We start from the raw sequence: 26099 nt of genomic DNA, 5'->3' as shown, positions 1-26099 counted from the left end.
GCTTTTTTTGTATGAATGGATATTGGAAGTTATGACGGGCAAGGTCTATTTGATTGGTGCGGGTCCAGGTGATCCAGAGTTGTTGACGTTAAAAGCATATCGTTTATTAAAAATGGCCGATGTGGTTTTGTACGATCGCTTAGTTGGCAAAGAGATTATTGATCTCATTCCAGAGTCGGCAGAAAAAATGTACGTGGGTAAAGCCAAGTCTTTGCATAGCCTTCCACAAGAAGAGATTAACAGTCTGCTCGCTGCCAAGGCCAAAGAAGGCCATATGGTGGTGCGTTTAAAAGGCGGCGATCCTTTTATCTTCGGGCGCGGCGGTGAAGAGCTTGAAGAATTAATTGAAGAGGGCGTACCTTTTGAAGTGGTTCCGGGTGTAACGGCGGCGGCAGGCTGTGCTGCGTATGCCGGAATTCCGTTAACGCATCGTGATTACGCTCAGTCGGTTCGATTCTTAACTGGTCATTTGAAAGATGGCACAACAGAATTACCTTGGGAAGAGTTGGTGCATCCAGCGCAAACCTTGGTCATTTATATGGGCTTAACGGGCCTTAAAGACATCACTCAGTCGTTGATTCGCTTTGGTATGAGTCCCTCTATGCCAGTGGCGATTGTTGAAAAAGGCACAACCAACGAGCAGCGCGTTTTTACTTCTACTATTCAAGATGTCTATGAAGTGTCCGTGGTGAACGAAGCGAAATCCCCTGCGTTATTGATAATTGGTGAGGTGGTGACTTTGCAGAAGAAATTAGAGTGGTACGGAAAGTACTAAATTGCTTAAGGCGTTTGAATAAAAGCGGAGCTTAAATGGCTCCGCTTTTTTTTGTCTCTTTAAGATCTTGAATGTTACAAGCAATTTGCTGGTTTAGGGAGGCCGGCAATTTTTGCAGCTAATTTTGGAGGGCTGCCGGGAAATAGCGTCATTAGATAAATGCTGCGTCCTTTTTCTGTGCCTAGTTTTTTTGATACGGCTTTTACCAGTGGTCGCATGGCAGGAGAGACTTCAAACTCTTCATAGAAGTCGCGCAATAAATAAATAATTTCCCAATGAGCATCGGTTAGCTCGATTTCAACGTCTTTCGCCAGTTGATTGGCAAGCTCTGGTGTCCAATCTTGTAGGTTGAGCAAGTAACCTTCTTCGTCTAGAACTGCTGTGTCGTTTGTCATATTGATTACCAACTAATGTTTGCTTCCGCAGTAAAGGTTAAATCGACCCATTCTTCTTCTGAAAGCGCGGTGCCCAATTTTGGTGATAAACCATAAGCTGTTGCATCGCTTTGCAAATAATAGAGTTCTGCCAGCTTTTCTTCAGCCAGCCTTTGCATTGTGTTGGCGTGCTGAATCAGTCTTAAAAAGCCCTCTTCAATCAGCAGTATTTGGTCGCCAGTTTGCACGCTATTTTGCCACGTTGTTTCTAGTGTTGTTGGGTAATCGAGTTGATTTATTTGGTGAAGTCGCATAATTAAAACCGAAAAACTTGTTGGTATTGTGAAAACAGGGTTTGCCATTCGGCTTCATCAAGTTGCTGAACACCTTGCCAAGTTGGCTGATCGCTAAGCCAAGAGTGGTGCTTCTCTATGAAGATGTTTTCAATATCGTAAAACTCTAATCCAGCAAGCAGCTTGTGCAGGTTTTTACCTTGCTCTGCTGTTGGGGTTTGATTGTCGGTCAAAAGTGCGAGTGCTGCCCCAGATAGACATAAGTCCACAGGTTGCTCAAAAGTCGCCAGAACCAGAGCAAGATCTAAACCTTCCTTGCAAGCTAAGCTGAAATAGGGGCTGGAGTTTAGGTGAATTAGTGTGTATTTCATAAGATTACCTAAACTGAATGACTTTGTTTGTGGTGTTCATTAGATCAACAAGAGTTCCTAAGCCTTCAAGCTGAAAATGCTCTGCAAGCGTGTGTTGTTCTAACTCATAGCGACGGCTTTCACTTTCGTTAATTACGCCGCGTCTTACCGCTGCTGCAATACACAAATACAAAGGGATGCTGTGTTGCTCTGCTATTTCTTGCCAAGCTTTAGTTAAGTTGATTTCATCTCTTGGCGGCTGTGCTGTTTGGTTGCCAATAAGCACAGCATCCTCATAAAAAAATACGCCCTTGATGCTGTCAGGGTGTTTATTTAGAGCGGCACGGATAAAGCGAAGCGCTGTGTGGCAAGCCTTGCTTTGATATGGAGAGCCTGTAATGAGCAGAGTGTATTGCATCAAAAATAACCTTGGTAAGAGATGTGGCAAATTTTACACATAAAAAAGGCCGCAGTCAGCGGCCTTTTCGTGTTGATTGTAACGGATGATTAATCGCGAGACATACCAAGAAGAGACAATACGCTTAGAAACATGTTGTATAGGGAAACATACAGAGTCACTGTTGCAACTATGTAGTTGGTTTCACCACCACGTACGATTTGGCTCGTTTGCAGCAAAATAACCGCCGCAGAGAAAAGCGCAAAACCAGCAGAGATGAAAATTTGCAATGCAGGCATTTTGATGAAAATACCAGCAATCACAGCGAACAATAGTACAAAGAAACCAACAGTGATGAATCCGTTAAGGAAGCTGAAGTCTTTCTTTGAAACTAGTGCATAAGCAGATAGGCCTAGGAAGGATAGGCCTGTGATGCCTAATGCGCTCATGATTAAGCTACCGCCACCAGGCATATTCATATACATGCTTAATATAGGCCCAAGGGTAATGCCCATAAATCCAGTTAACGCAAACACACAAAGAAGACCTGCAGAGCTATTTTTAAATTTGTGTGTTAGGAAAAGTAAACCATAAAAGCCTACTAGTGTAATAATTAGGCCAGGATGGGGTAAGTTGAAAGCCATGCTCATGCCCGCAGTGAAGGCGCTGAACAATAGGGTAAGCGACAACAGTCCGTAAGTATTGCGGAGCGTTTTGTTTGCCGCTTGTGACGAATGTGTCGAAAGGGCTTCTGTGTAACGCATGAGATTACTCCTTTAAGGTTTAAGACTATCAATAGACTTAATATGCGGCTGAAAGTTCCAAACTTCAAGCTAGATTGTTTATCTAGGCAATAAATACAGAAAAACACCGCAGAATCGCAGTGTTTTTCGAAATAAGTAAGGGACTGTTAAGCGGTTTTAAGTAACTAGTGTGTCGTCACGGATTTGTGATGGGCACTGGATTGTTTGGTTTTGTGTTTATCTATTTGCTTGGCTAATTTATCGACCATGTCATCAATCGCGTGAAATAATCTGTCTTCAGAGGAGGCTGTGGCAAATATTTCTTTGCCTGGAATATGTACTCTTGCTTCCGCTTTTTGGCTCTTGCTATCCTTTAGTAAGGTGACGTTGACTGATGTTATTTGGTCTGTCAGCTTTGATATTTTGCTGAGCTTTTCGTTGATATGGTCTTTTATTGCAGGGGTTACATCGATATGGTGTCCAGAAATTTTGGTAGTGTGCATACTACTTTCCTCCTGAGGGATGTTTGCGGAACCGACAATACAAAATACTCTTTATTAAGCTGACTATTATGGATCTGTCATTACTCTTTCGTTTTTACTTACTAAAGAACCGAATAAAAAAGCATTGTCGTAACTTGAGCATAGGAGTGTTATTTAGCTCTGTCAAAATTGCTTAACAGTTGTTTTGTTAGCGAATAAAATCCCTATATTGCTAAAGTCTAATGGTCAGTGGGAATAGCGAACGTCATTCTGTACCGATAGTAAGGTTACTTTAAGGTTCTCGTGCTAATGGGAACGGCTTTTGATAGACTGTCATGCTAAATGTGTGAAGCGAGATTTATGTTGGATAACGACTATTCATTACCGATATCATTTTCAATGGCAGCCCAGATCGGGTTAGAAGAAACCGTATTATTGACCTTTTTGAAGCAGCAGGCTTATCTTGTTGGCTCCAATGCTTTACGTGTTGAAATGAGCCGACTTAGTGTTCAGTTGCCGTTTTGGACAGTGCCTATGTTGATGCGATTGTTGGCGAATTTACAGATTAGCCAACTATTGAGCTTTCAGCGACAAGAAGAAATACTTGAGGTTCATTTAGCATCATCTCAAAAAGCGGCGCAAACCATTAAGCCAGCTGCAGAAGCGTCTTCTAAAGACGATTCCTTGATGAGCAAAATGGATCGGTTGCACAAAGCGTCTCGGGAGAAAACCGAAGAATTTACACCGCAGCCTAAAAGTTATCCTGCGAAGCAACCTGTTCGACAATACGAAGCACCATCACCGCCAGTAGTAAATGATCGTCGCGGTATCACGGATTTTGACTTGTATCTGGAGCAAAAAGAGCGAGCTCGACAACCAGATCAGTGGCAACCTGAAGAAGCGACGTTAGAGCAAATTGGCCAAGCTGGCATAGCCCGTGAATTCGCCTTGTCTTTGCAAACTGAGTTTTTGCTTAGAATCAAAGAGCAGCGAAAAAATGTCAGAACTTGGAACAGTGAATTTTTTAAATACGTAAAACGTCAGTGGCAATACAAACAATCGGATAGGTCTTCATATGAAGGAACCTCAGGCAGTACAAAATTTAATAAAACCTCTAGAGAGCAGGTTAGCGACGCCCTCAACAACATCCACGACACAGACTGGTGAGTATGGTTCTGGCAATCCTGGGTACAATAACTCGGGATATGCTAACGCTGGTAATGCGAGTCGCGAATCGGGCCCAACAGAGGCTGAGCAGCAAACACGTATTTTGGTTAATATGCTGTTCGCCCGTTTTAAAGCCATTTACACTCATAAATTCGCCTCTGCTTACAGCACAACGGATGAGGTTAAGCTAGCTAAGCGCGAATGGGCGATTGCACTGAAAGGCTTCCAAGAGCCGTTGTTGGCTTACGCTGTAGAGCGTACGAAAGAAGAGCACACATGGCCGCCAACCATTGCCGACTTTTTGAAGCTGATTAATACCGCATATAAAGCTTATGGTTTACCTGATCCACGTGCAGCGTATCTTGAAGCCTGTACTTGCCGAACCGATCCTTTGCAATATAAATGGAGTCATAATGCGGTATTTTTTGCAGGCTCTCAGGCGGGTTGGTACAAATTAAAGTCTGAAGAAGAACGAGTAACTTGGCCTTTGTTTGAGCAAAGTTATTTGAAAATCGTTGATCGAGTGATTGCTGGCGAGCGCTTAGTGATCCCCAAAGTCATTATGATCGAAGACAAGCAAACGCTCAGTGTGAAAGATTTGTCTAGTAAAATTGCTAGTGATCTATCTTTAGATGAAGAGCAGATTGCGCCTTTACTCTACTACACCCAAAAAACACATGGGTCTGGCGTGCGAGCTCGTTATCGCGAAATTAGTCAAAAAAAGCTTTTAGAAATGGGATATAAAGAAAAACTGCCAGAATAACGGTGCGTTTCTTCTATTTGTTATATAACATAATTTTTTATTAGCAGGATGCTGTAGGCGCGATTTCATTCTGGGTACGATAGAAATCGACACGATGCGTAGGAAAGTTTTGGTGAGGTTGTTATGTTAAAAGTATTGATTGTTGACGACCATGACGTGGTTAGCCAAGGTATTAGTCGTGTATTACAGGATGTAAAAGGTGTTGAGGTAGTAGGTGTTGTGCACAGCGGCGAAGAGGCCATTATTCAGTCCAAGATATTATTGCCTGATATCATTTTGATGGACGTGCATATGCCGGGAATCGGCGGTTTAGGTGCAACGAAAGAAATAAAGCGCATTTTGCCGAAAACCAAGATCATTGCTTTGTCTGCGCTGGATGACAATTTATACCCAGTGAAACTATTGGAAGCGGGCGCGTCTGGTTATCTGACTAAAGGTACCAACACGTCAGAGCTATTAGAAGCCATTCAAATGGTGTCAAAAGGCGAGCATTATATTTCCAAGAGTATTGCTCAGAAAATGGCGTTGTCTAAGTTTTCAATCGATGGGCAAGGTTCACCATTGGGGCAGTTGTCAGACAGAGAGTTACAAGTGGCTCAAATGATCGTGGATTGCAAAAAATCTAACGAAATTGCCGAGCACTTAAATGTAAGCCCCAAAACCGTGAGTACTTACCGTACTCGTATTTTTACAAAGTTGAACATTGAAAGCGATGTCGAGCTGATTCACTTAGCAGTACGTTACAATGTGCTTGGTATGGGCTAGGCGAAAAACGAGGTTTGTTTGAGCCATTCAGAATTTGATCCGAAGCATTTTGTTAGCAACTTAACCACACGTCCAGGCGTTTATCGCATGTACGATGTAAAAGGTGAGTTGTTGTATGTCGGAAAAGCAAAAAATCTAAAAAATCGTGTCGCGAGTTATTTTCGCGTGACAGGATTAACGACCAAAACCATGGCCTTGGTTAGTCGTATTCACACCATCGAAATTGCTGTCACCAAAAGCGAAACGGAAGCACTGCTTCTAGAACAAACACTTATTAAACAACATCGTCCACCGTACAACATTCTGCTACGTGACGATAAATCTTACCCTTATATTTTATTATCTAATCACCATCATCCAGCTTTGCTGTTTCGTCGCGGTGATAAAACCGATAAAGGCACCTTGTTTGGCCCCTTTCCAAGCGGCAGCGCCGTAAAAGAAAGCTTGAATACCATGCAAAAGGTCTTCAAGGTGCGCCAGTGCGAAGATAGTACTTATTCGAATCGATCTCGACCTTGCCTGCAATATCAAATTAAACGTTGCTCAGGGCCTTGTGTGAACTTAATTAGCAATGAAGAATATGAGTTAGACGTTCGTCACGCCCGCATGTTTTTACAAGGTAAAGATCAAGAACTGACTGCCGAAATTACTACGCAAATGAGCGCCGCTGCCGCAGATATGGAGTTTGAGCGGGCCGCAGAGTTACGCGATCAAATTATTCAGCTCAAACACATCCAAGAGCAACAGCATGTCTATGGGCAAACGGGCGAGGCAGATGTTATTGCTTCTATTATACAGCCTGGCGGTTTGTGTGTTCATGTGATGATGATACGCAAAGGCAAAGTGGTTGGTAGCAAAAGTTACTACCCAAAAATGCCCATCGAAATCACAGAAGGCGAATTATTATCGTCTTTTATCGCTCAATTTTATCTTGGTGGTATTCAAGAGTTACCTAAGACGCTTATCATTAGTCACGAGCTAGAAGATGGCGATGCGCTGGTGGAAGGTATTTTTGAAACCACGCAGAAAAAAATTGAAGTACTTAGCAATGTAAGAGGTCAGCGTGCGCGTTGGCTTGAGCTAGCAAAACTCAACGCAGAGCAAGGCTTACAGGCGCGATTATCGGATAAGCGTAATCACTTTAGTCGTATAACCGCATTGCAAAAGTTGTTAGGCTTCTCTGAACCGCCAATGCACATGGAATGTTTTGATATTAGTCATTCTAGTGGCGAAGCAACTGTAGCGTCTTGTGTGGTGTTTGGGCCTGACGGACCGGATAAAAAACGCTATCGCTCCTTTAACATCGAAGGTGTTGAACCGGGTGATGATTACGGCGCCATGAAACAAGCGCTGACTCGACGTTACAAGCGAGTTAAAAGTGGCGAACTAGAAGCGCCAGACGTGTTGCTTATTGACGGTGGTAAAGGACAATTAACACAAGCGGAAGCGGTTTTAAAAGAGCTAGGTCTGGTCAATATCTTTTTATTGGGTGTGGCAAAAGGTGATACTCGTAAACCGGGTCTTGAAACCTTATATATCGGCTCCAAAGAAGATGAAGTAGTGTTGCCGCCAGATTCGGCAGCATTGCACTTGATTCAACATATTCGCGATGAAGCTCATAGGTTTGCGGTCAAGAGTCATCGCCGTAGACGAGACAAGAAACGTCGGCACTCGGTATTGGAAGATATTCCAGGTATCGGGCCAAATCGACGCAAAGAGCTGCTGACAGCCTTTGGCGGATACCAAGAGTTGCTCTCAGCTAGTCAGGAAGATATTTCAAAGGTCAAAGGGATTAGTGCCAAAAAAGCGGAAGAAATTTATCTCTACCTTCATAAAAATTAAGCTTGGCTAGATGTTGGTGCATTTAGCGTAATAATTAGGAATAAGATGAACATACCAAATATATTAACTTCCGTGCGGATCTTCATGATCCCCATCTTGGTGGTTATTTACTACTTGCCGTGGGAAGGGCGCTATTACACCTGTGCGATTATTTTTGCCTTGGCAGCCATTACCGACTGGCTAGATGGCTACTTGGCAAGAAAGCTTGACCAAAGTACCGCGTTTGGAGCGTTTTTTGATCCAGTGGCCGACAAACTTATGGTATCGATTGCCTTAGTCTTATTAGTAGCAAGCTATTCTAATCCACTGCTGACGTTAGCCAGCGCTGTCATCGTCGGCCGCGAGATCGTTATATCGGCATTACGTGAATGGATGGCAGAAATGGGCAAGCGCGCCAGCGTAGCGGTTTCATACATTGGCAAACTGAAAACCACCATGCAGATGCTGGCTATTTTCATCTTGCTAGGAAGTCGACCAGACACCATGGTCGCTCATGTGGGAGAGATGGTACTCATTGCTGCAGCCTTGCTAACCCTTTGGTCTATGTATATTTACTTAAAAGCGGCTTGGCCTGAACTAATGTCCAAAGAGTCGAACAAAAACTAAACAGATTTAAAAAAAGTGCCTAAGTTAGCTATTTATTTGGATTTTTTCCTTGACGTGAAAGCTCAAATACATAGAATAGGCACCGTCTTTTGAGACGCGGGAATAGCTCAGTGGTAGAGCACAACCTTGCCAAGGTTGGGGTCGCGAGTTCGAGCCTCGTTTCCCGCTCCAATCAAAAGATGTATCTGATAGAAGGCCGGATGGCAGAGTGGTCATGCAGCGGACTGCAACTCCGTGAACGCCGGTTCGATTCCGACTCCGGCCTCCAAAATCAGATATGCCCGGGTGGTGAAATTGGTAGACACACAAGACTTAAAATCTTGCGCTGAATAAGCGTACCGGTTCGATTCCGGTCCCGGGCACCATTTATGGTGCCTTTTTTTATGCCTGCACTTTCTTATCTTGCTCAATCCCTTTAAATATCGACTCTCCAGCATTTTCTTAGTACTACTTCAAATTGTAAGCTTTTCCCTTTATATGCTATCTTTTCTGAAATTCTGCACCGAAACTGCACCGCACATTGCACCGGAGAATATTCAGTGGCGTCTATTTTTAAAACCGATGATGGATCATGGCGTGCTCAAGTTAGCGTGAAAGGTAAGCGTAAGACGAAGCGTGGCTTCTCTACAAAGCGTGAGGCGCAAGCATGGGCGTCTGAATTAGAGCGTGAAGCTAAAGAAAGTACTTCCTCTGATATTCCAGATCGTCCTTTTAGTGAAGCACTAGAACGCTACCGCGATACGGTCAGTGTGACCAAGCGCGGTCAGAAATTCGAAATCCGAAGAATCGAACGCTGGTTAGGCAAAAGCGCCGATGAGCCAGCAGACCCACTTTGTTATATTTCCCTCCAAGACCTACAATCCAAACACTTTGCCGAATGGCGAGACAGACGCCTACAAAAAGTGGCCGTTGGTACTGTGCTTCGTGAATGGACCGTGTTGTCTTCTATTTGTAGCCAGTGTGCGAAGGAGTGGGGCTGGTTGAGAGAAAACCCAATGACAAGGGTGAAGCGTCCTAAAGAGCCTGAGGCTAGAACGAGACGGCTGTTACCTGGTGAATTTGAACAACTGATGATCGCCACACAATACGACATAGACATACCGCCAGAATCCAAAAGCGAACGTATCGGCGCGGCCATCGTCTTTGCCATAGAAACCGCCATGCGTGCCGGTGAAATTTGCGGCATAACATGGGAAGACGTGAATTTAGAAAGACGAACTGTTCATCTACCCAAAACAAAGAACGGTAATCCTCGTACCGTGCCGTTATCCACCACAGCGGTGAAAGTATTGGAAAAGCTCAAAACACTAGATGACTGCAAGCTAAAAGCCTTTAACCTGAAATCAGATTCGCTAGATGTGAATTTCAGAAAGATACGTAACAAGTGCCTAATAGACGATCTGCACTTTCACGACCTGAGACGGGAAGCACTGACACGACTAGCCACCAAAGTGGACGTGCTAAACCTAGCGAAAATATCAGGCCATACAGACCTAAGAATCCTGCAGCGGGTTTACTACGCACCAGATATGGGTGACATAGCATTGATGTTGGATTAGGAGATATTTCATGACAAATGTAGGCTTTTGTCCATTATGTCGAGAAAATAAAGCCATTGTTAAGTCTCACATTTTCCCTAAATCTCTTTTGGGGTTAGATAGGGAAGCTGTTGTTCCAAAGTTCTTTAAAGGTAATCGATCTGTTAGTGCTGGATCTCCACGTAGGGAGGGGGTGTATGAGAAATTATTATGTAAGGGATGCGAAGATAAAATTGGGGCGTTTGAAAGTTACGGGATAAAAATATTGAAGCAAGCTGAAACACATTTTTGTCGTAGTGATGATTTTTTTTCTATTAAATTTGATTACAAGCTATGGCGGTTATTTTGTTTGAGTATGTTTTGGCGTGCCTCGGTAGCCAAAAGGGTAGAGTATATTGAATGTGATATACCAGAAAATATTTTAGATATGATAAGGGTATCTTTGCTTGATCCTAGTGCCTCAGATTGGCCTACAAACTTGTATCCGATAAGAGTGATTAGATCGGAACAAAGTTGTATTGATATGAGGGGGATGCATATTTTTCCGAAAAAATACATTAGGAACGACAATAGTGAGTTTTTGTATTCGTTTATTAATGGATGGGGTTTTATTTGCTTTCCTGGTCTATATGAAAAAAAATCAAGGCTTGAAGCTCTTTTTTCTTTTGAAGCAAGGAAAGATGTTTTAACTATATTTAAATATATAGATAAAAAAGATAAATTTTTTACGTCTTTCTGGGAAGAATATAGATTGGAATACTACAATAGAAATCATTAAATGCATGGCTAATAAAAAATTATAGGTCAGGAGAAAGTGTATGGATGCTGCAGAAAAATTAAAACAACTAGCTTTAAATTGGACGCCCTATAAATATTGTTATTTTTCTTCATCAGATGGTAATAGATGCTCTAATAGAATAGTAAATGCCCATACGATTCAAAAAAGTGGTGGATTGAAAAATATTTCTGCTAAAAGTCATGTAATGTATTTTAAGCCAATATTCCATAATATCATGAAAAATAATGGTAAATTTGCGCCCAAACTTGAAGGGATAAAAAAAGCATCAACATTTTTTGGTTTTTGTTCTGTACATGATGCAGAGTTATTTTCACCTATTGAGAACAATGTATTTATCGATTGTGAGGAGCATTCACTACTTTTAGGCTATAGAACTTTTTGTAAGGAAATATATGCTAAATCAGAGCAGATGAGGATGCATCAAGAAAGTTACAAAATATTAAAAGATGATCATTCAGATCCTCAATTACTTCGTAATCTGGATATGCAATATCATGGCATGGAGCTTGCTGAATCTGAGCTGTCTTCTTTGAAATTTTATTTGGAAAATTTGATTGTTAATAAGAGATATGAAAGTGTTAAGTTTTTATCTATTAGAACTGCTAGTTTAACTGAATTTATGTGTTCAGGAGCGCTTATTCCAGAGATTTCTTTTAATGGTTATTACATACAGTATTTGGGTCAGCCAAAACATAGTAGCGATTATTTAAGTTTAAATATTTTTTCTTCTGATTTAGGTGGTGTGATTTTGTTTCAGTGGGTTGATGAAAGCCAAAAAAATATAGGTTTCTTGTTAGATCTTCTAAAAAAAGGGTTAAAAAACATACCAGAATATATTACTCGGTTTGTATTTGAATTTTTGGAAAATACATTCATGTCGCCATTGTGGTGGAATTCACTTTCGCAGACTGATAAAAAAATCATTCAAAATAGAGTGATGAATTTCTCTGATCATGAGTCTAATTGCTTATCTGAAGGTAAGGTAGCTTCAGTAGATTGGGATATTACTAGTATTAAGACAAATGTCGTTGAACTAAAACCTTACGAAATATAAAAATATATAAAGCACTAGACCTATGATATGTAAATTTTTCGAATACACAGTTTTACGTTAGTTGGTATTGACTCAAATAACGAGTGAGAGCAGCTTTAAAAAAGCCGCCCAAGTGGCGGTTTTTTTTGTGCCTGGCGTTTGGTTCGACTAGCGCAAAAGGTCAAAACGATTTACTGTAAAGGAAATGACAACAATATGAAGCAATCATACACTCAGATTGCAGTGCAACCACGCTAGAAAAAGCGCAGCACGTCACACCAGTAGTACAAGGGAAGTTATGGCTAACAACAATGCAGGACGTGTCTTCGGCCATATTCCTAGTCAAATTTTTAAAGACCGTGCCGAACTTGCAGAAGCCGCCCACATCAAACCATTAGGCCAACCACACAACGGGCCTGATGTAGAAAGCAACATTCTCTGTCTTTGCCCCAATCACCACGTACTTTTTGATAACGGCGGTTTTACCATTGCTGATGATCTAAGTTTGGTCGGCATAGAGGGCGAATTGAAGGCAGTGAAAAGGCATAAGATTGATTTAGAGTTTATTCAATACCACCGAGAGCACTATCAAGTTTAAAAGAGGCTTCTATATTGAAGTTACTTAGGAAAATAGAGTTATTTTTTATCCATTTAGTTTTTATCAAGGAGAGTGATATGTCTAACGTAGTATTTTTTAGTTTCAAAGAAGAGGATAGAGGTGTTGTTCTAACCGTTAAGGGGCGAGCGGTTAATTCAAATTATACTAGCCTTAATTTCAGAGTAAGAGATTTGCTAACGCGTTGGAAAACTGAAGATGCTGCTGTTATCAAGCAAGCTATTTCTAAAACGATTACTGGTACATCTAGAACAATAGTCTTTGTTGGTAATGAGACCTATACAAGTTACTGGGTTCCCCATGAAGTAAACATGACACTGGCTGCAGAGAAGCCGGTTTACGCGATTAGGCTGAGTGGTACAAATGGGCCTATACCAAAATGTTTGTCTGATAATAAAATTAGAGTATATGCGTGGAGTGAACAAAACCTCCAAGCTCTAGCTACAATGTAGGATTTTTTAATGAATCATCAAGATTATCCGGCTCTATATAGGGCCGCAGATTCCGCATCTAATAACGCACAAGCGAAATATCTGTTGGCAATAAGGTGTCAGATATTTTTGTTTTTAGTAGGTGCTTTATTGTCTGTAAACCCACTTCCAACAAAAGAATATTCATTGTTAAATGCATTAGTTTTTATAGCGGCAATTTGTATATCAATATTGCTTGCTACAAAAAATTATGAAAAGACATGGTATAACTCTCGAGCTCTTGCTGAATCTATAAAGACAGCAAGTTGGCGTTTTATGATGAAAGCTGATCCATTTTTAGATGCAACTTCAATTATCGAGGTGAAGGCTTTATTTGGAAATTTACTTACTGAAATACTTAGAAGTAATAACAACCTCGGAGAAGTTTTAGGAGGAGAAGATAGTAACGAAGAACAAATTACAGCCTTGATGCTTTCTACTCGTAATGGGACATTAGTTGATAGGAAAGCGTTTTATTTGAAGTATCGAATTGATGAGCAAAGAAAGTGGTATGCAACAAAATCTGCATTAAATAAACGAAGAGGTGGGCAGTTTTTTTTCGCATTAATATTGCTTCAGGTTTTTGCTGTTATATCCGTGTTATTAAGGATTGTCTATCCAGAATGGAGTTTGTGGCCAACCGATATTTTTGTAGTTGCCGCAGGTGGGGTTTTGACCTGGATGCAGCTTAAGCGTTATCGAGAGATTACTGCTTCATACTCTCTTGCTGCTCACGAAATTGGAATAATTAGAGGGATGTTAGAAGATTCGGAAACCGATACGAAGTTTTCTGAGTTCGTGAGGGATTCTGAAAATGCATTTTCTAGAGAGCATACTCAATGGGCAGCTAAAAGTGACACCTAAAATTTTTAGATACCATTCATACTAGTAAAATCTAGTTTCGTAAAGTGTTTGAAGTGCAATTACATCTTAAAATGGAATGTGTAATGAAAATATTTATTAGTTGGTCAGGAAATAGAAGTAAAGCTGTCGCAGAGTTGATGAGTGATTGGCTAAAATGCGTAATTCAAGCCTCTCAGCCATGGATTTCAACGAGAGATATTGACAGAGGAGCGATTTGGTTTACAGAAATTAATGATAAATTAAAAGATGTTTCTGTTGGTGTTGTTTGTTTAACTCAAGAGAATAAAGATAAACCTTGGATACTCTTTGAGACAGGAGCGTTGGCTAAAGGATTAACAACAAACCGCGTATGCACTTTATTAGTAGATTTAAAGCCTGAAGACTTACAAGATCCTTTGGGGCAGTTTAATCACACTACAGTTGATAAAAGTAGTGTTTGGGCTTTAACTCGAACAATCAATAGTTGCTTGGATTCTAATGCTTTAGAAGAGCGTATACTTGAACAGGTATTTGAGACGTATTGGCCTGCTTTCAATGACGGTTTTGAAAAAGCAATAAGAGATAATCCACCCCAAGAAAACATACCTCCCCGGTCAGAGCAAGATATATTAAGTGAAATTTTAAATCATACAAGAGGTTTATCTAATAGGATTAGAAAGCTTGAATCTAATGTTAAATTTGATAGTTTCGATAATGCACATTACTTTAAAATACATGATGACGATATAAATAAAAGAGTTTCTGAAATGATTTATTCTGGCGAATATGGTTTAGGGAGTGTTTCTAATTATTTAAATTCATTAGGTTTTGGTAATGAAGAAAAAGATAGGATCATTAATGAAGTTATGGAATCTGAGAAGTTAAATATTAAAGGATTTAAAATAAAAGATACAAAAAATACCAAAGGTAGATAGTGTTTTTATTTTTTTCTATGTTTAAAAAATGAGTGTGTATGGATAAGCCAACAGTGTTTTTTAGTCATTCTTCCGTTGATAAAGATTATATTTCTGCGCTACAAAATGGCGTTAGTAAACGTACATCAGGAACTATAAATATATTTCAATCAAGTGATGGTGAAAGTATTCCTTTTGGAAATAATTGGATTCATAAAACAGAAGAAAATTTACATAAAGCAAAATTAATGTTTGTTTTTGTTTCTCCAGAATCACTCTCATCAAGTTGGATATATTTTGAAACAGGGTTTGCCTATGCGAAAAATGTAAAAGTTATTCCAATTGGAATAAAGGGGGTTGATATTGGTTCACTCAGGCCACCGCTAAATCTTTTGCAGGGATTTAACCTTGTTTCAGAAGAAAGTCTTAATAATTTTATCAGTATATTGAATAAAGAGTTTAAGTATGATTTCCCAATGTCTTTTTCAAAAGAAGATTTTGATTCTTTATTAGAATTGGATTTTGATATTCTATTTGAATCAAATAAATATTTTGAGCAAATAGATTATTTAGAATTTGATTTTCCTCCTTTTTTTGGTGGAGATGATCAAAAAAACCTTATTAGGGAAGACTTTATTGATTTCTTTGGAATGAAATTGAAAACAGACGGTATTGACTCTTCCTTTAATGGCAAAAATGAATTATATGCGCATGGACTAATGGCATATAAAGATATAAGAAAAAGTTCTAGAAGTGTTTTTGTAATTAAAGTTGATCCTTATATGATTAAAAAATATGAAGATACTATTAGTAATGTTTTTAAAGATATGTATGAAGAAAATCCTAAGAAATGTTGGTTTTCAGTAGTCTTTAAAAACTCTATATCATTAGAAACAACTGACTTTAAGGCTTCTTCTAAATTGTCTAAAGTTGAAATAAAAATATCAGAAATTTCAGGTCGTTATTTTGATTTTAGTGGAATGGTTTTTACATTGACGTCTAGAGATGATTCATATATTTATAGTGGGGCTGCGCCACTGGAAAACCTTAGGATTGTTTATAATATGAATGAATTTAATGTTGATAATTTTGTTAGTTTACTAAAAATTCTAAATAAAACTAAGGTTATATCATGAATATTTTTTATTCTATGATAATCTCCATTGAAGCCGTTTGGCTAGATGGCTAAGCGCTTTATAAAATATTCTACTAATTAATGCTTCCTACTTACAAAATTAAAACAGGATTGAATGAGATGGAACTTCAGAAATTTTACGATAAGTTAATAAAACTGCAAAGTGCGGCTATATTTGATAAAGAGTTACGAGACGATGAGGAAGGATTGCCAGCCAACAGTATACAAGGATTTGAGAGTACAGAAAATGGCATAGAGGCAATACTTGGTGAAGATGATGGATTGGTGATTTCGAAGGCAATTGAGGCGTTAGCTGATTTTGTTAAGCTAACCCCAAAAGCCATTGTACATAGTGTTCATGAGGAAGAGATTCTTCCTTTGAAATATGTATATGAAGACTTTCCTATATTCATTGTTGAGTTTGAGTTGCCAAAGGATTCGGAGTGGCGTTAATCAAAGTTGGGTTTTCGCTAGCTTGATCAGGGTGTAGCATTTTATTTTCAATGTACTGAATTGCTCCTTCTTCGGTTAGCGTTTCCATTATTGTGATTTTGAAATTAGGTTTTGGAAAAGCATCAGATAGCTGATTTTTAATAGCCTCAATTGAAGCTCTTGGAACAAAAAAAGCTACTTCAAGTATCTGTCTTCTTCGCTTTATGCTTGTTTTAAAGCGCCTTACGCCTTGAAGTTGTATGTTATTTATTTTGCAGTGAGCGCGAAATTTATTCCATGATTTGTGCATTTCTTCGACATCACTGATATCGGAAAAATGAAAATCTCTTGTTGGTGCGAAATATGCGAAGAGTAATTTATGGCCTTCGCTTTGCATTGCTTTTATCTGGCTCATGAGTGTTTTTGATTGCTGAATGTTCATCTTTTTTGCTCCCTGTTAATAAAGTTTTAAAAAAACCGCCCTTTGGCGGTTTTTTTATGTCTGCTGTAAATCAACTCAGTGTGTCATTTTCTGAGCCAGCGCCCATGACATTACGTCGCTGGCGACCCAACGCAAGTTGGTGCGGTTTTCTGATCCACCGACGTTTCTTGCTTGTGGGAAGATGCGTTTGCACGCTACGTCGCCCATTATTTTCTTTTTAATCAATACGTCTCATTTTCCGAGTGAACTGAAACCGAGGTTGAGCCGTCGAAGGCGGTGTCGATGTTGAAGGTGATCGGGCGGCAGCAGACTTGGCAGTCTTCTATATATTCTTGGCTTTCATCTAGCACTTCTATCACGACGTCGATGCTTTCACCGCAGTAGGGGCATGAAATGTCTGTCTCTAGTAGTTCGCTCATTTGCACCTCTCATCTCACTTTAAGCGTTTCAAAATTACCTATAATTTAATCATAGGTGATAATTAGTCTGCTAGCTTGCGGGTTGATCCCTTTATTTGTATGTCTTTTGTATGAAAATCCACACTTTTATCGATCTGCTTTCACGCTCTTTGTGCAACACTGTTATGATTTAAGCTTCTAAGGTGAGGTGCTGTCATGATCAATTCTATTAAATACTTATCCGTTTTAGCGTTACCTGTGTTGTTGTTTGGTTGTTCTTCTGGGTCTCATGTGGTCACTGGGCAGCAGATGCCAGAGCTTGAAGTAGAGCAAGTAACCATATTCGAACAAGCACCAACGTTTGATTATAAAGTTATTGGCACGGTAAAGGCTTCTAGTGATAACGGCTTTACGGAAGATTCTAGAAAAGAAAAAGCCACTCAAGAGTTGAAAGAGCAAGCTGCTAAAATAGGCGCGAATGGGGTGATTTTAGATGAAGTCACGCAGTTGTCTTTTAGGCGTTTAGGAACGGGCGTTGGTGTTAGTGCTGGCAGTGGTGGTGGAATAGGAACGTCTATTGGCTCGAGCTTTTCGTTCCCGACTACCGAGGCGAAAGGAACGGCAATTTATTACGAGACTGAGTTAACAAAATAACTCGGCGTTTATAAATGCTGTCATGAGTTTTTTAAATGCTTGCGATAATATTTTGTTGTTACCCTCTGACTACATAAACAGATACACTTGCTTTTAGTAAGCATAGAAAATTGATTGAGAGAGCGTTATGTCAGAGTTTGAAGAAAAGGCAAAAGGTCGTCTTACGACTAGGACGGTTGCTATGCCGGGAGATACTAATCCAGCAGGTGATATTTTTGGTGGTTGGGTGGTATCGCAAATGGACATCGCGGCAGGTATATGTGCGGGTCAGCGTGCTCAATCTCGTGTAGTGACGGTTGCCTTGGATGGCATGAGTTTTATTCGCCCCGTAAAAGTTGGTGATATTTTAGGTGTTTATACTAGAGTTGAATCTGTTGGTCGTACGTCTATGAATATTCTAGTGGAAGCTTGGGTGCGTCGTGGCCGTATTGGTCAGCGCGAAAAAGTAACAGAAGGCATGTTCAAGTTTGTTGCGATTGATGAGTCTGGGGCGTCGACACCGATACCGAAAGAAGAAGATCTACCTGATTATGTAATGCATGGATTTGACGACTGATCATTGATTAATTGTTGTTGCATTGCTCGACTTGCTGATGCTTGCTAAAAAATAGATTTTTTTAGTGAGTATTGGTTTGGTTTTGAATGATGCAGAGGGCTTTAATTGCGTTTATTGAAGGGAATGGAAGTCGAGAGCAAAAAAAAAGCGCTTACCGAAGTAAGCGCTTTTTTAACGTTGGTACCAGTAGGCGGACTCGAACCGCCACACCCGAAGGCAACGGATTTTGAATCCGTCGTGTCTACCAATTCCACCATACTGGCCTTGAAAAAGGTGAAACGCATTCTATATTTTTTTCTATAGGTGTCAATCGTTTAACAAAAAAAAATGCATTTAATTTAATTAATCGACTGCATAACTTCTTCTGACCACAACATTGCATCTAAAAACGCTCTATTTAAGATGGTTCTTTCACCTGGGCTCATCTTTTGAATTCTATTCCAGTCTTGTTCTTCGCAATATAGTGTTTGCTTTAAGTAGGCTCCAAGCTCCCCAGTCTGATTGATGATGGCGTCTAAGGCATTTTTGTCTAGGGCTATTTGCTCTAGTACGACCGATTTTTCAACGTTAAAAACCGCGTCTATGCCGGACATCAGTCCAACCATAAATGCAGAGTCTGCCATAGCTGACTTTTTACTCTCAGCAAGCAGCTGGCAGCAGCGGCCACGCGTTAATAACATTTTTAGCAAGGAGCTGGGTTGGTTCGTTGATGAGGTCAGTGTAATCAGTAGAGCCCATTTCTTTAATTGCACCAATCCAAGAAAAATGACAGCTTCTTTTATCGATACAACGGTTTTAGCAACTCCACAGACTGGGCTATTAAGAATTCGCAGTAGTTGGTAAGATAGCTTTGGATTTTTGGTCACTAGGTCTGCTATGGCTTCAATGCTGATGTCTCTATTTTGCAAAGCGTTGACCAGTTCAATGGCACCATGTGTTGCAGAGTCAATTTTTTTGCCTTTGATGAGCTCTGGGCGTTGCAAAAAGTACCCTTGGAATAAATCAAAGCCGAGACTTTTGCAAAGTTCGAACATGGCTAAATCTTCAACCTTTTCGGCAAGCAAGATTAAACCGCGCGATTTAAGTTCGGCGATTTGTATCGCGTGCTGTTCTGGTGGTGTGATCAATACATCTATTTTGACAATGGATACCCACGGCAATAGCGCTTGGTAGTCCGCATCAAATTGATAGTCGTCTAAGGCAAATCGATAGCCAGCAGAACGCCATTTTTGTAATGCGGTAAAAAATTCTGGTGTCAGCCTTTGGTTTTCGAGAATTTCTATGTAGACGGTGTCTGGATCGATGGGAAAGAAAGCATCGGACAACATGAGATCTGTTGTCATGTTAATAAAAAAAGGTTTTCTTAGCTGAGATTCTAATTTGGTAATCCCAATGCATAAGTTGACTAGTACTTGGCTGGTAGCGGCTTCGCCATCAGAAATATTCGCATTTAGGGCATCCTTTCCACGGAATAAAAGCTCATACCCAAAAATTTCTTTTGTCCTTTTGAGTATTGGTTGCTGAGCCATCATTAGATCATCTAACACCGTTGGAAATTCGATCATTATGCTTCTCTTATTATTAAGGCTTATTGCGGTACTGCTTTGTATTGTTAAAACAAAGATTTATCAAAACATAGGTAGGTTTAACATAACAACTCTTTAAGTGTTAGATTTTGTTGTTTGGACTGTTTAAAAATACTTTCTATGATTTGCAAAAAGGTTGACACGGTGGGGAAGCGCCCATAGAATTCTTGCCTGTTTTTGGGGCCTTAGCTCAGCTGGGAGAGCGGTTCGCTGGCAGCGAACAGGTCAGCGGTTCGATCCCGCTAGGCTCCACCAATTATTCTGAAATAAAGCATAATTGGAAAACACTATTCTCAGGACATTCTGTCCACATGCGCTAAGCGCTTTGTGGGGCTATAGCTCAGCTGGGAGAGCGGTTCGCTGGCAGCGAACAGGTCAGCGGTTCGATCCCGCTAGGCTCCACCAATTATTCTGAAATAAAGCATAATTGGAAAACACTATTCTCAGGACATTCTGTCCACATGCGCTAAGCGCTTTGTGGGGCTATAGCTCAGCTGGGAGAGCGGTTCGCTGGCAGCGAACAGGTCAGCGGTTCGATCCCGCTAGGCTCCACCAATTATTCTGAAATAAAGCATAATTGGAAAACACTATTCTCAGGACATTCTGTCCACATGCGCTAAGCGCTTTGTGGGGCTATAGCTCAGCTGGGAGAGCGGTTCGCTGGCAGCGAACAGGTCAGCGGTTCGATCCCGCTTAGCTCCACCATATACTAATGTAAATTCGCATTTCATGTGGTTTTCATAGTGTGCTGAATTGTACGTACCTTCCCTAGTCTTTTTGTATATGATTCGCTTCCTCTCTACGATGGCGGTAGTGTTTTGGTGATTCGTTATACTTTCGTTTAAACCATCGGGTTAGGTGGGCGCTATCAGCAAAGCCGCACTCCTGTGATATTAGGGTAATTGAGAGTGAACTATTGGTCAGAAGCCACTCTGCATGTCGGATGCGCATGTCCCGATAGAAATCGGAGGGCGTAACATTTAGGGAATCCATAAATGCTTTATTTAATTGCCGCATGGTGACGTTGAGCTGTTCAGCGATCTCTTTGATTTCCAGAGGTTCTGCGATCGTTTTTTCCATAATAACCACGGCACGGCGTACCCGAACATCGTTAACCTGCAACACAATGTCGGCAAACTGGTTACCTATATGGGTTTTACTCTTTTCATCATTACCATAATCAAGAATTACCAACTTGAGGGCTTTTCTTGCGAGTAGAGGGCCGCAGTGTGTTTTGACCAGCTCTGCTGCCAAATAGGCTGGGGCAGCACCTCCGATCGAGGTATAGCGACCACCGTCGATAATGTAGGTCTGATCTGATATAGGCAGGGGAGCCGAATACTTTTTTGTGAACTCATTGAAATGTTGGAAATGGATGCTGCAACGATAGCCATCTAATAATCCCAGACCAGCCATAATAAAACTACCGGTGCATATTCCGACAATGGGCAGGCCATGCTCAGCCGCACCCTGAATAAACTTTCCCAGAGTGGGGGCAAGTTGATAGCTACCGCGCAGTATTCCGCCAACGACGACGATGTAATCAAACTCATCGTAGCTGACTTCGGTTATGAGTTTTTTAGGTGCAATCTCAATACCGGAACTGGCACAGATATTATCTTGAGTGTCGGCAACAACTGTCCAGTGACACAGGTTCATCTGGCTGCGATCTGCTGTATCTCCAGCCAATCGTAGAATATCTACGAACGCAGAGAAAGATAACATGCTGAAAAAAGGGCTTAGTACAAAGGCAACGCGTAATTTTGGCTCCAGGTCCTTTACCAACACATCATTTAACGTAAGCATGTCACCTGAATCAGTCATAAGCGCTATAGCCTGTGAGTAAATGTGGATTTGCTATAAATTATAGGGGAGTTAGCTCTTAAAGCACTAATGAAATAATTCAGCATTTCGGGTGTTGTTTATATGGATTTCAGTGAGTACTGGTCTCGTTTTTTCAAGTATTTACTAAGATATAATTTGAAGGAAAAGGGTCAGTAGGGTCAACGCCATGCTCTTTGCTGAAGTAGATTTATGCTCACTTTCAATTCGAGATCTGCCTGAGCTTGAACCATCTTCTCCATCATAGTTTTGCCTAGAATATCCAATGCACCATCGATGATAACACGGCCGATTTCTCCTTCGGCGTGTACCCCGAGCTCTGACATCCTTTTACTTCACCTCATCATCTCCCCTGTATAGAATGCCGGCCAGATACTGGCCGGCAAGGTACGGCTACCTAAGTGCCACATTTCAGCTGCTATATTCTTTAGCAGCATCGAGTAACCAGCCCCAGATGTACTCGCTGTAACTACGCTCAACATAGATATCGAAACTGTCTGCGCCTTTGCGGTGAAGAAATACTTTTGTAATAGCAAGACGAGTCTGCAGACACTGACCCGTTGCAAAGTGTGTATCATTGAAGTTCAGGCTACAGCCTTTTTTCAGCAGATCCACAGCTGATGGCCCCTTCAGGTGAAAACAGCACTGTCCATCTGTCACTGACATATGGATCTGTCCACTATCAGCAAGTCGTTCAGCAAGCTCAGTCTCATTCTGCTCTTCACAGATCAAATACCAGCGTTTGGGATTTGCCCAGATTGCTCTGTACGGACCCTTTTCTGAAACTTCTCCACACTGGCGCGGCAGAGACAACCCTGTCGCAGTTTGGACTGACTGTATAAAGTTACTGTCTTCAGGATTTCCCCAGAGGATAAATTTGCCCTGGAAGCTTACATCAGTCAGTTTTACCTGCTTGAGGTTGGTGCTTTGTTGCAGTAACCGCGTAGTGATAGCGCCGGTTCGCGGCACCTTGTTGGGTTTAGTAATAGCATCAAGCATTGAGCAGCCCCCCATCTTCATCATAAAACAGTGGTTTAGTTACCTGCGCTGTGACAGTTTTGCCATCAATATGCAGGGTTACGTTTTCGCCATGACGATCTAGGCCGTTTTCCAGCATAGCCAGTGCTATAGAGCGGTCCAGAGTGGCACTCATATAGCTGGAAGATACATGGCCCTGAGAGCGAGACAGACCTCCAGTTTTTAGACGAATCTGGGCTCCTTCAGGTATGACATAGCTAGGCTCATCGGTTAGCAAGCCAACCAGCTGACGACGTCCTGGACGGGTAAGATCTGGCAGTTTAAGTGCGCGTTTACCCAGGAAATCAGTTTTTTTCTTGCCAACGGCCCAACTCATACCAAGATCAAAAGGCGTAACCGTGCCGTCAGTTTCTAGGCCTACAGCGATATAGCCTTTTTCTGCCCGCAGGCGATGAATCGCTTCCAAACCAAATGGCTCAATACCTAGCTTTTCACCAGCTTTCATCAGAGCATCCCACAATGCCGGTGCATAACTTGAAGGTACGTTGATTTCATAGCTGTGTTCACCGGTGAAACTGATGCGGAAAACTCGGGCGGGTATATCAGCAACGGTGCCTTTTCGGAACTGCATGTGTGGGAATGCTTCGGTAGACAAATCGATGTCGGTGCCAACCTGGTTCAGTAGTTCACGTGCATTCGGGCCGGCAATGGAAACCGCGGCCCATTGGGTCGTAACAGGGGTCACATAAACATCCCAGTCAAGCCATTCACACTGCAACCACTCTTCGATCCAGTTATAGACGGTTTCAGCGTTACCTGTGGTGGTGGTCATATGGTAATGATTCTCGCCCAGACAGGCGGTAACTCCGTCATCAAAGATAAATCCATCTTCCTTGAGCATTACACCGTAGCGACAAGCACCTAGTTTGAGGGTATTCCAACCATTAGCGTAAAGCATATTGATCAGTTTCAGCGAATCGGGGCCCTGAATATCCAATTTACCCAGTGACGACGCATCAAAAATACCAACACTTCTACGTACCGCACGACACTCACGCAATACAGCCTGTTCACGGCTTTCACCTGCTTCAGGATAAAAGTCAGGACGCATCCAGAGACCGGCTGGCTCAAAGATAGCTCCTGCCTTTTCGTGGGTTTCGTACAGTGAGGTTTTTCGGCGAACCTGGAAAAACTCACCAACCCGGCGTCCGGCCACTGCACCAAATGAGATAGGAGTATAAGGTGGACGGAAGCGCGTCGTACCTACTGCAGGAATGGTACTTTTCTGCTCTTCTGCCAGTATTGCCAGAGCGTTGATGTTTGAAGTACGGCCTTGGTCTGGCCCCATACCGATCGCGGTGTATCGCTTAAGATGCTCTACTGAACGGTAGCCTTCTCGATTAGCCAACTCCACATCGCTGGTGGTGACATCGTTATGCAGATCGACAAATTGCTTGATGCTCTGTTTACGTACAGGTACTCGCCACAATGCTTTAGGAAGGCAGGAGAGTGATTCACTTACTTGTGGATAGTTCGCATCCGTGCTTTTAAAACCTGCATTGGCCAAAGCCTGAGAAGCTGCTTGAGCACCTTCACTCAATGCATCTGCCAGAGTGAAGCTACCATTACAAGACCCGACTGACTGCACCTGCTGAGATACTGTTGCTGAATCAGGACGCAGACAGAGCTGATTTTCATCAAACAGTAGCTTGCCGCCAGCCTGAGAAAACAGATGTACGGTCGGTGTCCAACCCCCAGACTGGATGACCAGGTCACACTGAATCCGCAGATTATCAGATCCCAACGTGTTTTGATTATTCAGGCTGGCGACTTCAACACCAGTAACCCGCTTGTTTCCTAATACGTTATGCACAACAGAGCCGGACAGTAGTTTTATAGTGTTGTTGCGTAGCATATTGCGCACTTCTTGCGGCGGCGATTGGCGATTATCGACAATCGCTTCAACGTTAACACCGCTCTGTTGTAGCTCTATCGCTGTTGCATAAGCGGTATCATTATTGGTAAACAGAACCGCTTTCTGACCAGGTTTTACGCCAAAGCGGTTGATATAGGTGCGGGCACCGGATGCTAGCATAACGCCAGGACGATCATTATTTCCGAACACTAGTGGTCGTTCAATTGAGCCGGTAGCCAGAATGACCTGTCCTGTACGTACTTTCCACAGACGCTCTCTGGCAATTCCACTGCGGCGTATATTGATTGGTAGGTGATCTGTAACCCGTTCCAGAGCGGTCAGAAAGTTACCATCGTAATAACCTGTCAGGGTGGTGCGAGTTAACAGAGTTACATTATCAAAAGGCTGAAGCTCAGCAGTAACAGATTCAGCCCAGTCAGACGTTGTTTGGTTTTCGATCTTTGCGCTATCACTCAGCAAGCTGCCGCCCAGTTTAAAGTCCTGCTCAACTACCAGAATCCTTGCTCCACTGGGGGCTGCCTGACGTGCTGCCATCAGACCCGCAGGCCCAGAGCCTACGATAACCAGATCATAGTGGTCATAACGGTACTCGTAGGTGTCTGCATCTTCTGTTTCAGGCGCTTTACCCAGACCTGCAGAGCTACGTATAGCATGTTCGTATATTTTCCAGAATTTGGCTGGCCACATAAAGGTTTTATAGTAAAAGCCACTTGGCAGAAGACGGGAGAATTTACCAATCACAGCGCCCACATCATTTTCAACACTTGGCCAGCAATGAATACTGCTTGCAGCCATACCTTCATAGATTTCAATCTGGGTGGCGTTAACATTGGTTGTGTGGCGGTCACCGCTACCAACTTGTACATAGGCACTGCATTCCTCAACGCCGGCAGACATGATGCCCCGGGGACGATGTAGTTTAAAACTACGGCCTACCAGATCTACTCCGTTTGCAATCAGAGCGGAAGCTAGAGTGTCACCGGCAACACCGGTATAGCTCTTTTTATTGAAGGTGAAGTTGATCTGTCTATTACGGTCGATCAGGCCACCTTCATTGAGACGATTATTGAACTTGCTCATTTCAGCCCCTCCGGAGCGGCTTCGCCCATTCTGTATACAGCTTTAAATTCATGAGTCTGACTGCAGCGCAATGCATTAAACCATTGGCCGCATCCAAAGCTGTGTTGCCAGCGTTCGGCCTGCATGCCCATCGTGTTTTTTCGGTAGTACATATAGTCAGCCCACTCTTTGTCATCGACCTGATCCGGGTCTTCAGGACGGATGATATGGGCCTGACCACCGTAGTGAAATTCGTGTTCTTCGCGAGCCCCGCAGAAGGGGCAATCAATCAATAGCATGGGATGTCCCTC

32 protein-coding genes and 8 tRNA genes are annotated in these 26099 nt (G+C 41.9%); 24 read left to right on the top strand and 16 right to left on the bottom strand.

All coding sequences use genetic code 11. From position 1 onward, the window contains the following. Positions 1–7: 7 nt before the first annotated feature. Positions 8–775, top strand: coding sequence for a uroporphyrinogen-III C-methyltransferase (gene cobA, locus KPL72_RS05625; protein WP_249422113.1), 768 nt, complete (start codon positions 8–10; stop codon positions 773–775). 74 nt (positions 776–849) lie between these two features. On the opposite strand, the gene KPL72_RS05620 is transcribed toward cobA, so the two are convergent. The 6 genes from KPL72_RS05620 to hpf all read right to left on the bottom strand — a co-directional run bounded on the left by KPL72_RS05620 (position 850) and on the right by hpf (position 3435). Continuing rightward, positions 850–1170: a TusE/DsrC/DsvC family sulfur relay protein gene (locus KPL72_RS05620; protein WP_219702132.1), complete on the bottom strand. Its 321-nt coding sequence runs from the start codon at positions 1168–1170 to the stop codon at positions 850–852. A gap of 5 nt (positions 1171–1175) precedes the next feature. Then, positions 1176–1463, bottom strand: coding sequence for a DsrH/TusB family sulfur metabolism protein (locus tag KPL72_RS05615; protein WP_219702131.1), 288 nt, complete (start codon positions 1461–1463; stop codon positions 1176–1178). Positions 1464–1465: 2 nt separating this feature from the next. Further along, positions 1466–1813 (bottom strand): DsrE family protein, encoded by a 348-nt coding sequence (locus KPL72_RS05610; protein WP_219702130.1) that lies wholly within the window; start codon positions 1811–1813, stop codon positions 1466–1468. 4 nt (positions 1814–1817) lie between these two features. Next, positions 1818–2210, bottom strand: a complete 393-nt coding sequence (tusD, locus tag KPL72_RS05605) for a sulfurtransferase complex subunit TusD (protein WP_219702129.1) — start codon at positions 2208–2210, stop codon at positions 1818–1820. An 89-nt stretch (positions 2211–2299) separates the two neighbouring features. Beyond that, on the bottom strand, positions 2300–2953 hold the full coding sequence (locus KPL72_RS05600) for a Bax inhibitor-1/YccA family protein (RefSeq protein ID WP_212915999.1): 654 nt from the start codon (positions 2951–2953) through the stop codon (positions 2300–2302). Between the two features lie 164 nt (positions 2954–3117). Then, positions 3118–3435 (bottom strand): ribosome hibernation-promoting factor, HPF/YfiA family, encoded by a 318-nt coding sequence (gene hpf / locus KPL72_RS05595; RefSeq protein ID WP_212915998.1) that lies wholly within the window; start codon positions 3433–3435, stop codon positions 3118–3120. A gap of 339 nt (positions 3436–3774) precedes the next feature. On the opposite strand from hpf, the gene KPL72_RS05590 reads away from it, so the two are divergent. From KPL72_RS05590 to KPL72_RS05510, 17 genes are all read left to right on the top strand, one after another. Beyond that, a complete protein-coding gene (locus KPL72_RS05590) occupies positions 3775–4581 on the top strand; it encodes a DnaT-like ssDNA-binding domain-containing protein (protein ID WP_212915997.1) in 807 nt (268 codons plus the stop codon). Then, positions 4490–5344, top strand: a complete 855-nt coding sequence (locus tag KPL72_RS05585) for a replication protein P (RefSeq protein ID WP_249422112.1) — start codon at positions 4490–4492, stop codon at positions 5342–5344. The genes KPL72_RS05590 and KPL72_RS05585 overlap by 92 nt, the downstream gene beginning before the upstream one ends. 123 nt (positions 5345–5467) lie before the next feature. Further along, positions 5468–6109, top strand: coding sequence for a response regulator (locus KPL72_RS05580; RefSeq protein WP_212915996.1), 642 nt, complete (start codon positions 5468–5470; stop codon positions 6107–6109). Between the two features lie 18 nt (positions 6110–6127). After that, complete coding sequence (uvrC, locus tag KPL72_RS05575) at positions 6128–7951, top strand: excinuclease ABC subunit UvrC (RefSeq protein WP_219702128.1); 1824 nt, start codon at positions 6128–6130, stop codon at positions 7949–7951. A gap of 45 nt (positions 7952–7996) precedes the next feature. Beyond that, on the top strand, positions 7997–8557 hold the full coding sequence (pgsA, locus tag KPL72_RS05570; protein WP_212915994.1) for a CDP-diacylglycerol--glycerol-3-phosphate 3-phosphatidyltransferase: 561 nt from the start codon (positions 7997–7999) through the stop codon (positions 8555–8557). 96 nt (positions 8558–8653) lie between these two features. Then, a tRNA-Gly gene (locus KPL72_RS05565) sits at positions 8654–8728 on the top strand. Between the two features lie 23 nt (positions 8729–8751). Next, a tRNA-Cys gene (locus KPL72_RS05560) sits at positions 8752–8825 on the top strand. An 11-nt stretch (positions 8826–8836) separates the two neighbouring features. Further along, a tRNA-Leu gene (locus KPL72_RS05555) sits at positions 8837–8922 on the top strand. 174 nt (positions 8923–9096) lie between these two features. Further along, positions 9097–10116, top strand: coding sequence for a tyrosine-type recombinase/integrase (locus KPL72_RS05550; protein ID WP_219702127.1), 1020 nt, complete (start codon positions 9097–9099; stop codon positions 10114–10116). Between the two features lie 10 nt (positions 10117–10126). Continuing rightward, on the top strand, positions 10127–10873 hold the full coding sequence (locus tag KPL72_RS05545; protein ID WP_219702126.1) for a hypothetical protein: 747 nt from the start codon (positions 10127–10129) through the stop codon (positions 10871–10873). A gap of 40 nt (positions 10874–10913) precedes the next feature. Beyond that, positions 10914–11948 carry a hypothetical protein gene (locus tag KPL72_RS05540; protein ID WP_219702125.1) on the top strand — a complete coding sequence of 345 codons (1035 nt, stop codon included), beginning with the start codon at positions 10914–10916 and terminating at the stop codon, positions 11946–11948. Between the two features lie 277 nt (positions 11949–12225). Continuing rightward, positions 12226–12525 carry an HNH endonuclease gene (locus tag KPL72_RS05535; RefSeq protein ID WP_219702124.1) on the top strand — a complete coding sequence of 100 codons (300 nt, stop codon included), beginning with the start codon at positions 12226–12228 and terminating at the stop codon, positions 12523–12525. Positions 12526–12602: 77 nt separating this feature from the next. Continuing rightward, positions 12603–12995 carry a TIR domain-containing protein gene (locus KPL72_RS05530; protein WP_219702123.1) on the top strand — a complete coding sequence of 131 codons (393 nt, stop codon included), beginning with the start codon at positions 12603–12605 and terminating at the stop codon, positions 12993–12995. A 9-nt stretch (positions 12996–13004) separates the two neighbouring features. Continuing rightward, positions 13005–13877, top strand: coding sequence for a DUF4231 domain-containing protein (locus KPL72_RS05525; RefSeq protein ID WP_219702122.1), 873 nt, complete (start codon positions 13005–13007; stop codon positions 13875–13877). A gap of 83 nt (positions 13878–13960) precedes the next feature. Next, positions 13961–14791 carry a TIR domain-containing protein gene (locus KPL72_RS05520; RefSeq protein ID WP_219702121.1) on the top strand — a complete coding sequence of 277 codons (831 nt, stop codon included), beginning with the start codon at positions 13961–13963 and terminating at the stop codon, positions 14789–14791. Positions 14792–14829: 38 nt separating this feature from the next. After that, complete coding sequence (locus tag KPL72_RS05515; protein WP_219702120.1) at positions 14830–15906, top strand: toll/interleukin-1 receptor domain-containing protein; 1077 nt, start codon at positions 14830–14832, stop codon at positions 15904–15906. Between the two features lie 119 nt (positions 15907–16025). Continuing rightward, positions 16026–16358, top strand: a complete 333-nt coding sequence (locus KPL72_RS05510; RefSeq protein WP_219702119.1) for a hypothetical protein — start codon at positions 16026–16028, stop codon at positions 16356–16358. Here the strand turns inward: KPL72_RS05510 and KPL72_RS05505 are convergent. From KPL72_RS05505 to KPL72_RS05500, 3 genes are all read right to left on the bottom strand, one after another. Continuing rightward, a complete protein-coding gene (locus KPL72_RS05505) occupies positions 16315–16779 on the bottom strand; it encodes a hypothetical protein (protein WP_219702118.1) in 465 nt (154 codons plus the stop codon). The genes KPL72_RS05510 and KPL72_RS05505 overlap by 44 nt on opposite strands. Before the next feature lie 75 nt (positions 16780–16854). Then, entirely contained in the window at positions 16855–16986 is a 132-nt protein-coding gene (locus KPL72_RS21340; protein ID WP_283247978.1) for a hypothetical protein, read from the bottom strand. A gap of 14 nt (positions 16987–17000) precedes the next feature. Next, positions 17001–17198, bottom strand: coding sequence for a CPXCG motif-containing cysteine-rich protein (locus KPL72_RS05500; protein WP_100187045.1), 198 nt, complete (start codon positions 17196–17198; stop codon positions 17001–17003). A gap of 195 nt (positions 17199–17393) precedes the next feature. On the opposite strand from KPL72_RS05500, the gene KPL72_RS05495 reads away from it, so the two are divergent. Together KPL72_RS05495 and KPL72_RS05490 are read left to right on the top strand one after the other, a co-directional pair. Then, the gene (locus KPL72_RS05495; protein WP_219702117.1) at positions 17394–17831 is read left to right on the top strand and encodes a DUF4156 domain-containing protein; all 438 of its coding nucleotides are present in this window, start codon (positions 17394–17396) and stop codon (positions 17829–17831) included. 127 nt (positions 17832–17958) lie between these two features. Next, positions 17959–18387, top strand: coding sequence for an acyl-CoA thioesterase (locus tag KPL72_RS05490; protein ID WP_113916532.1), 429 nt, complete (start codon positions 17959–17961; stop codon positions 18385–18387). A gap of 178 nt (positions 18388–18565) precedes the next feature. On the opposite strand, the gene KPL72_RS05485 is transcribed toward KPL72_RS05490, so the two are convergent. Together KPL72_RS05485 and KPL72_RS05480 are read right to left on the bottom strand one after the other, a co-directional pair. Continuing rightward, a tRNA-Leu gene (locus KPL72_RS05485) sits at positions 18566–18650 on the bottom strand. 75 nt (positions 18651–18725) lie between these two features. Then, positions 18726–19952: an EAL and HDOD domain-containing protein gene (locus KPL72_RS05480; RefSeq protein WP_219702116.1), complete on the bottom strand. Its 1227-nt coding sequence runs from the start codon at positions 19950–19952 to the stop codon at positions 18726–18728. A gap of 200 nt (positions 19953–20152) precedes the next feature. On the opposite strand from KPL72_RS05480, the gene KPL72_RS05475 reads away from it, so the two are divergent. From KPL72_RS05475 to KPL72_RS05460, 4 genes are all read left to right on the top strand, one after another. Then, positions 20153–20228: transfer RNA gene (locus KPL72_RS05475), tRNA-Ala, on the top strand. A 74-nt stretch (positions 20229–20302) separates the two neighbouring features. Further along, a tRNA-Ala gene (locus KPL72_RS05470) sits at positions 20303–20378 on the top strand. Positions 20379–20452: 74 nt separating this feature from the next. Continuing rightward, a tRNA-Ala gene (locus KPL72_RS05465) sits at positions 20453–20528 on the top strand. Positions 20529–20602: 74 nt separating this feature from the next. Next, positions 20603–20678, top strand: a tRNA-Ala gene (locus KPL72_RS05460). Between the two features lie 63 nt (positions 20679–20741). Here the strand turns inward: KPL72_RS05460 and KPL72_RS05455 are convergent. The 5 genes from KPL72_RS05455 to KPL72_RS05435 all read right to left on the bottom strand — a co-directional run bounded on the left by KPL72_RS05455 (position 20742) and on the right by KPL72_RS05435 (position 26087). Continuing rightward, on the bottom strand, positions 20742–21797 hold the full coding sequence (locus KPL72_RS05455) for a GlxA family transcriptional regulator (RefSeq protein ID WP_219702115.1): 1056 nt from the start codon (positions 21795–21797) through the stop codon (positions 20742–20744). 179 nt (positions 21798–21976) lie between these two features. Continuing rightward, on the bottom strand, positions 21977–22141 hold the full coding sequence (locus tag KPL72_RS05450; protein ID WP_219702114.1) for a proline racemase family protein: 165 nt from the start codon (positions 22139–22141) through the stop codon (positions 21977–21979). Positions 22142–22226: 85 nt separating this feature from the next. Next, on the bottom strand, positions 22227–22814 hold the full coding sequence (locus tag KPL72_RS05445; protein WP_219702113.1) for a sarcosine oxidase subunit gamma: 588 nt from the start codon (positions 22812–22814) through the stop codon (positions 22227–22229). Further along, a complete protein-coding gene (locus KPL72_RS05440) occupies positions 22807–25809 on the bottom strand; it encodes a sarcosine oxidase subunit alpha family protein (protein ID WP_219702112.1) in 3003 nt (1000 codons plus the stop codon). Before KPL72_RS05440 ends, KPL72_RS05445 begins: the two co-directional genes overlap by 8 nt. Next, on the bottom strand, positions 25806–26087 hold the full coding sequence (locus KPL72_RS05435) for a sarcosine oxidase subunit delta (RefSeq protein WP_219702111.1): 282 nt from the start codon (positions 26085–26087) through the stop codon (positions 25806–25808). Before KPL72_RS05435 ends, KPL72_RS05440 begins: the two co-directional genes overlap by 4 nt. Between the last annotated feature and the right edge of the window lie 12 nt (positions 26088–26099).

The sequence above is a fragment of the Marinomonas lutimaris genome (assembly GCF_019426345.1).
Taxonomy (GTDB): Bacteria; Pseudomonadota; Gammaproteobacteria; order Pseudomonadales; family Marinomonadaceae; genus Marinomonas; species Marinomonas lutimaris.
Note: the sequence above shows the minus strand (reverse complement) of the source record. Positions and strands in the feature narration are given on the sequence as shown.

What these genes read in the sequence shown, in the direction of transcription:
- KPL72_RS21340 (WP_283247978.1), bottom strand. Translation starts at nt 16,986, where the DNA reads ATGGGCGACGTAGCGTGCAAACGCATCTTCCCACAAGCAAGAAACGTC.
- tusD (WP_219702129.1), bottom strand. Translation starts at nt 2,210, where the DNA reads ATGCAATACACTCTGCTCATTACAGGCTCTCCATATCAAAGCAAGGCT.
- KPL72_RS05500 (WP_100187045.1), bottom strand. Translation starts at nt 17,198, where the DNA reads ATGAGCGAACTACTAGAGACAGACATTTCATGCCCCTACTGCGGTGAA.
- KPL72_RS05600 (WP_212915999.1), bottom strand. Translation starts at nt 2,953, where the DNA reads ATGCGTTACACAGAAGCCCTTTCGACACATTCGTCACAAGCGGCAAAC.
- KPL72_RS05495 (WP_219702117.1), top strand. Translation starts at nt 17,394, where the DNA reads ATGATCAATTCTATTAAATACTTATCCGTTTTAGCGTTACCTGTGTTG.
- KPL72_RS05445 (WP_219702113.1), bottom strand. Translation starts at nt 22,814, where the DNA reads ATGCTTGATGCTATTACTAAACCCAACAAGGTGCCGCGAACCGGCGCT.
- KPL72_RS05620 (WP_219702132.1), bottom strand. Translation starts at nt 1,170, where the DNA reads ATGACAAACGACACAGCAGTTCTAGACGAAGAAGGTTACTTGCTCAAC.
- KPL72_RS05455 (WP_219702115.1), bottom strand. Translation starts at nt 21,797, where the DNA reads ATGACTGATTCAGGTGACATGCTTACGTTAAATGATGTGTTGGTAAAG.
- KPL72_RS05490 (WP_113916532.1), top strand. Translation starts at nt 17,959, where the DNA reads ATGTCAGAGTTTGAAGAAAAGGCAAAAGGTCGTCTTACGACTAGGACG.
- KPL72_RS05615 (WP_219702131.1), bottom strand. Translation starts at nt 1,463, where the DNA reads ATGCGACTTCACCAAATAAATCAACTCGATTACCCAACAACACTAGAA.
- pgsA (WP_212915994.1), top strand. Translation starts at nt 7,997, where the DNA reads ATGAACATACCAAATATATTAACTTCCGTGCGGATCTTCATGATCCCC.
- KPL72_RS05515 (WP_219702120.1), top strand. Translation starts at nt 14,830, where the DNA reads ATGGATAAGCCAACAGTGTTTTTTAGTCATTCTTCCGTTGATAAAGAT.
- KPL72_RS05435 (WP_219702111.1), bottom strand. Translation starts at nt 26,087, where the DNA reads ATGCTATTGATTGATTGCCCCTTCTGCGGGGCTCGCGAAGAACACGAA.
- KPL72_RS05480 (WP_219702116.1), bottom strand. Translation starts at nt 19,952, where the DNA reads ATGATCGAATTTCCAACGGTGTTAGATGATCTAATGATGGCTCAGCAA.
- KPL72_RS05510 (WP_219702119.1), top strand. Translation starts at nt 16,026, where the DNA reads ATGGAACTTCAGAAATTTTACGATAAGTTAATAAAACTGCAAAGTGCG.
- KPL72_RS05580 (WP_212915996.1), top strand. Translation starts at nt 5,468, where the DNA reads ATGTTAAAAGTATTGATTGTTGACGACCATGACGTGGTTAGCCAAGGT.
- KPL72_RS05540 (WP_219702125.1), top strand. Translation starts at nt 10,914, where the DNA reads ATGGATGCTGCAGAAAAATTAAAACAACTAGCTTTAAATTGGACGCCC.
- KPL72_RS05520 (WP_219702121.1), top strand. Translation starts at nt 13,961, where the DNA reads ATGAAAATATTTATTAGTTGGTCAGGAAATAGAAGTAAAGCTGTCGCA.
- KPL72_RS05440 (WP_219702112.1), bottom strand. Translation starts at nt 25,809, where the DNA reads ATGAGCAAGTTCAATAATCGTCTCAATGAAGGTGGCCTGATCGACCGT.
- KPL72_RS05530 (WP_219702123.1), top strand. Translation starts at nt 12,603, where the DNA reads ATGTCTAACGTAGTATTTTTTAGTTTCAAAGAAGAGGATAGAGGTGTT.
- KPL72_RS05535 (WP_219702124.1), top strand. Translation starts at nt 12,226, where the DNA reads ATGGCTAACAACAATGCAGGACGTGTCTTCGGCCATATTCCTAGTCAA.
- hpf (WP_212915998.1), bottom strand. Translation starts at nt 3,435, where the DNA reads ATGCACACTACCAAAATTTCTGGACACCATATCGATGTAACCCCTGCA.
- KPL72_RS05450 (WP_219702114.1), bottom strand. Translation starts at nt 22,141, where the DNA reads ATGTCAGAGCTCGGGGTACACGCCGAAGGAGAAATCGGCCGTGTTATC.
- KPL72_RS05590 (WP_212915997.1), top strand. Translation starts at nt 3,775, where the DNA reads ATGTTGGATAACGACTATTCATTACCGATATCATTTTCAATGGCAGCC.
- KPL72_RS05525 (WP_219702122.1), top strand. Translation starts at nt 13,005, where the DNA reads ATGAATCATCAAGATTATCCGGCTCTATATAGGGCCGCAGATTCCGCA.
- KPL72_RS05610 (WP_219702130.1), bottom strand. Translation starts at nt 1,813, where the DNA reads ATGAAATACACACTAATTCACCTAAACTCCAGCCCCTATTTCAGCTTA.
- KPL72_RS05585 (WP_249422112.1), top strand. Translation starts at nt 4,490, where the DNA reads ATGAAGGAACCTCAGGCAGTACAAAATTTAATAAAACCTCTAGAGAGC.
- KPL72_RS05505 (WP_219702118.1), bottom strand. Translation starts at nt 16,779, where the DNA reads ATGAACATTCAGCAATCAAAAACACTCATGAGCCAGATAAAAGCAATG.
- KPL72_RS05545 (WP_219702126.1), top strand. Translation starts at nt 10,127, where the DNA reads ATGACAAATGTAGGCTTTTGTCCATTATGTCGAGAAAATAAAGCCATT.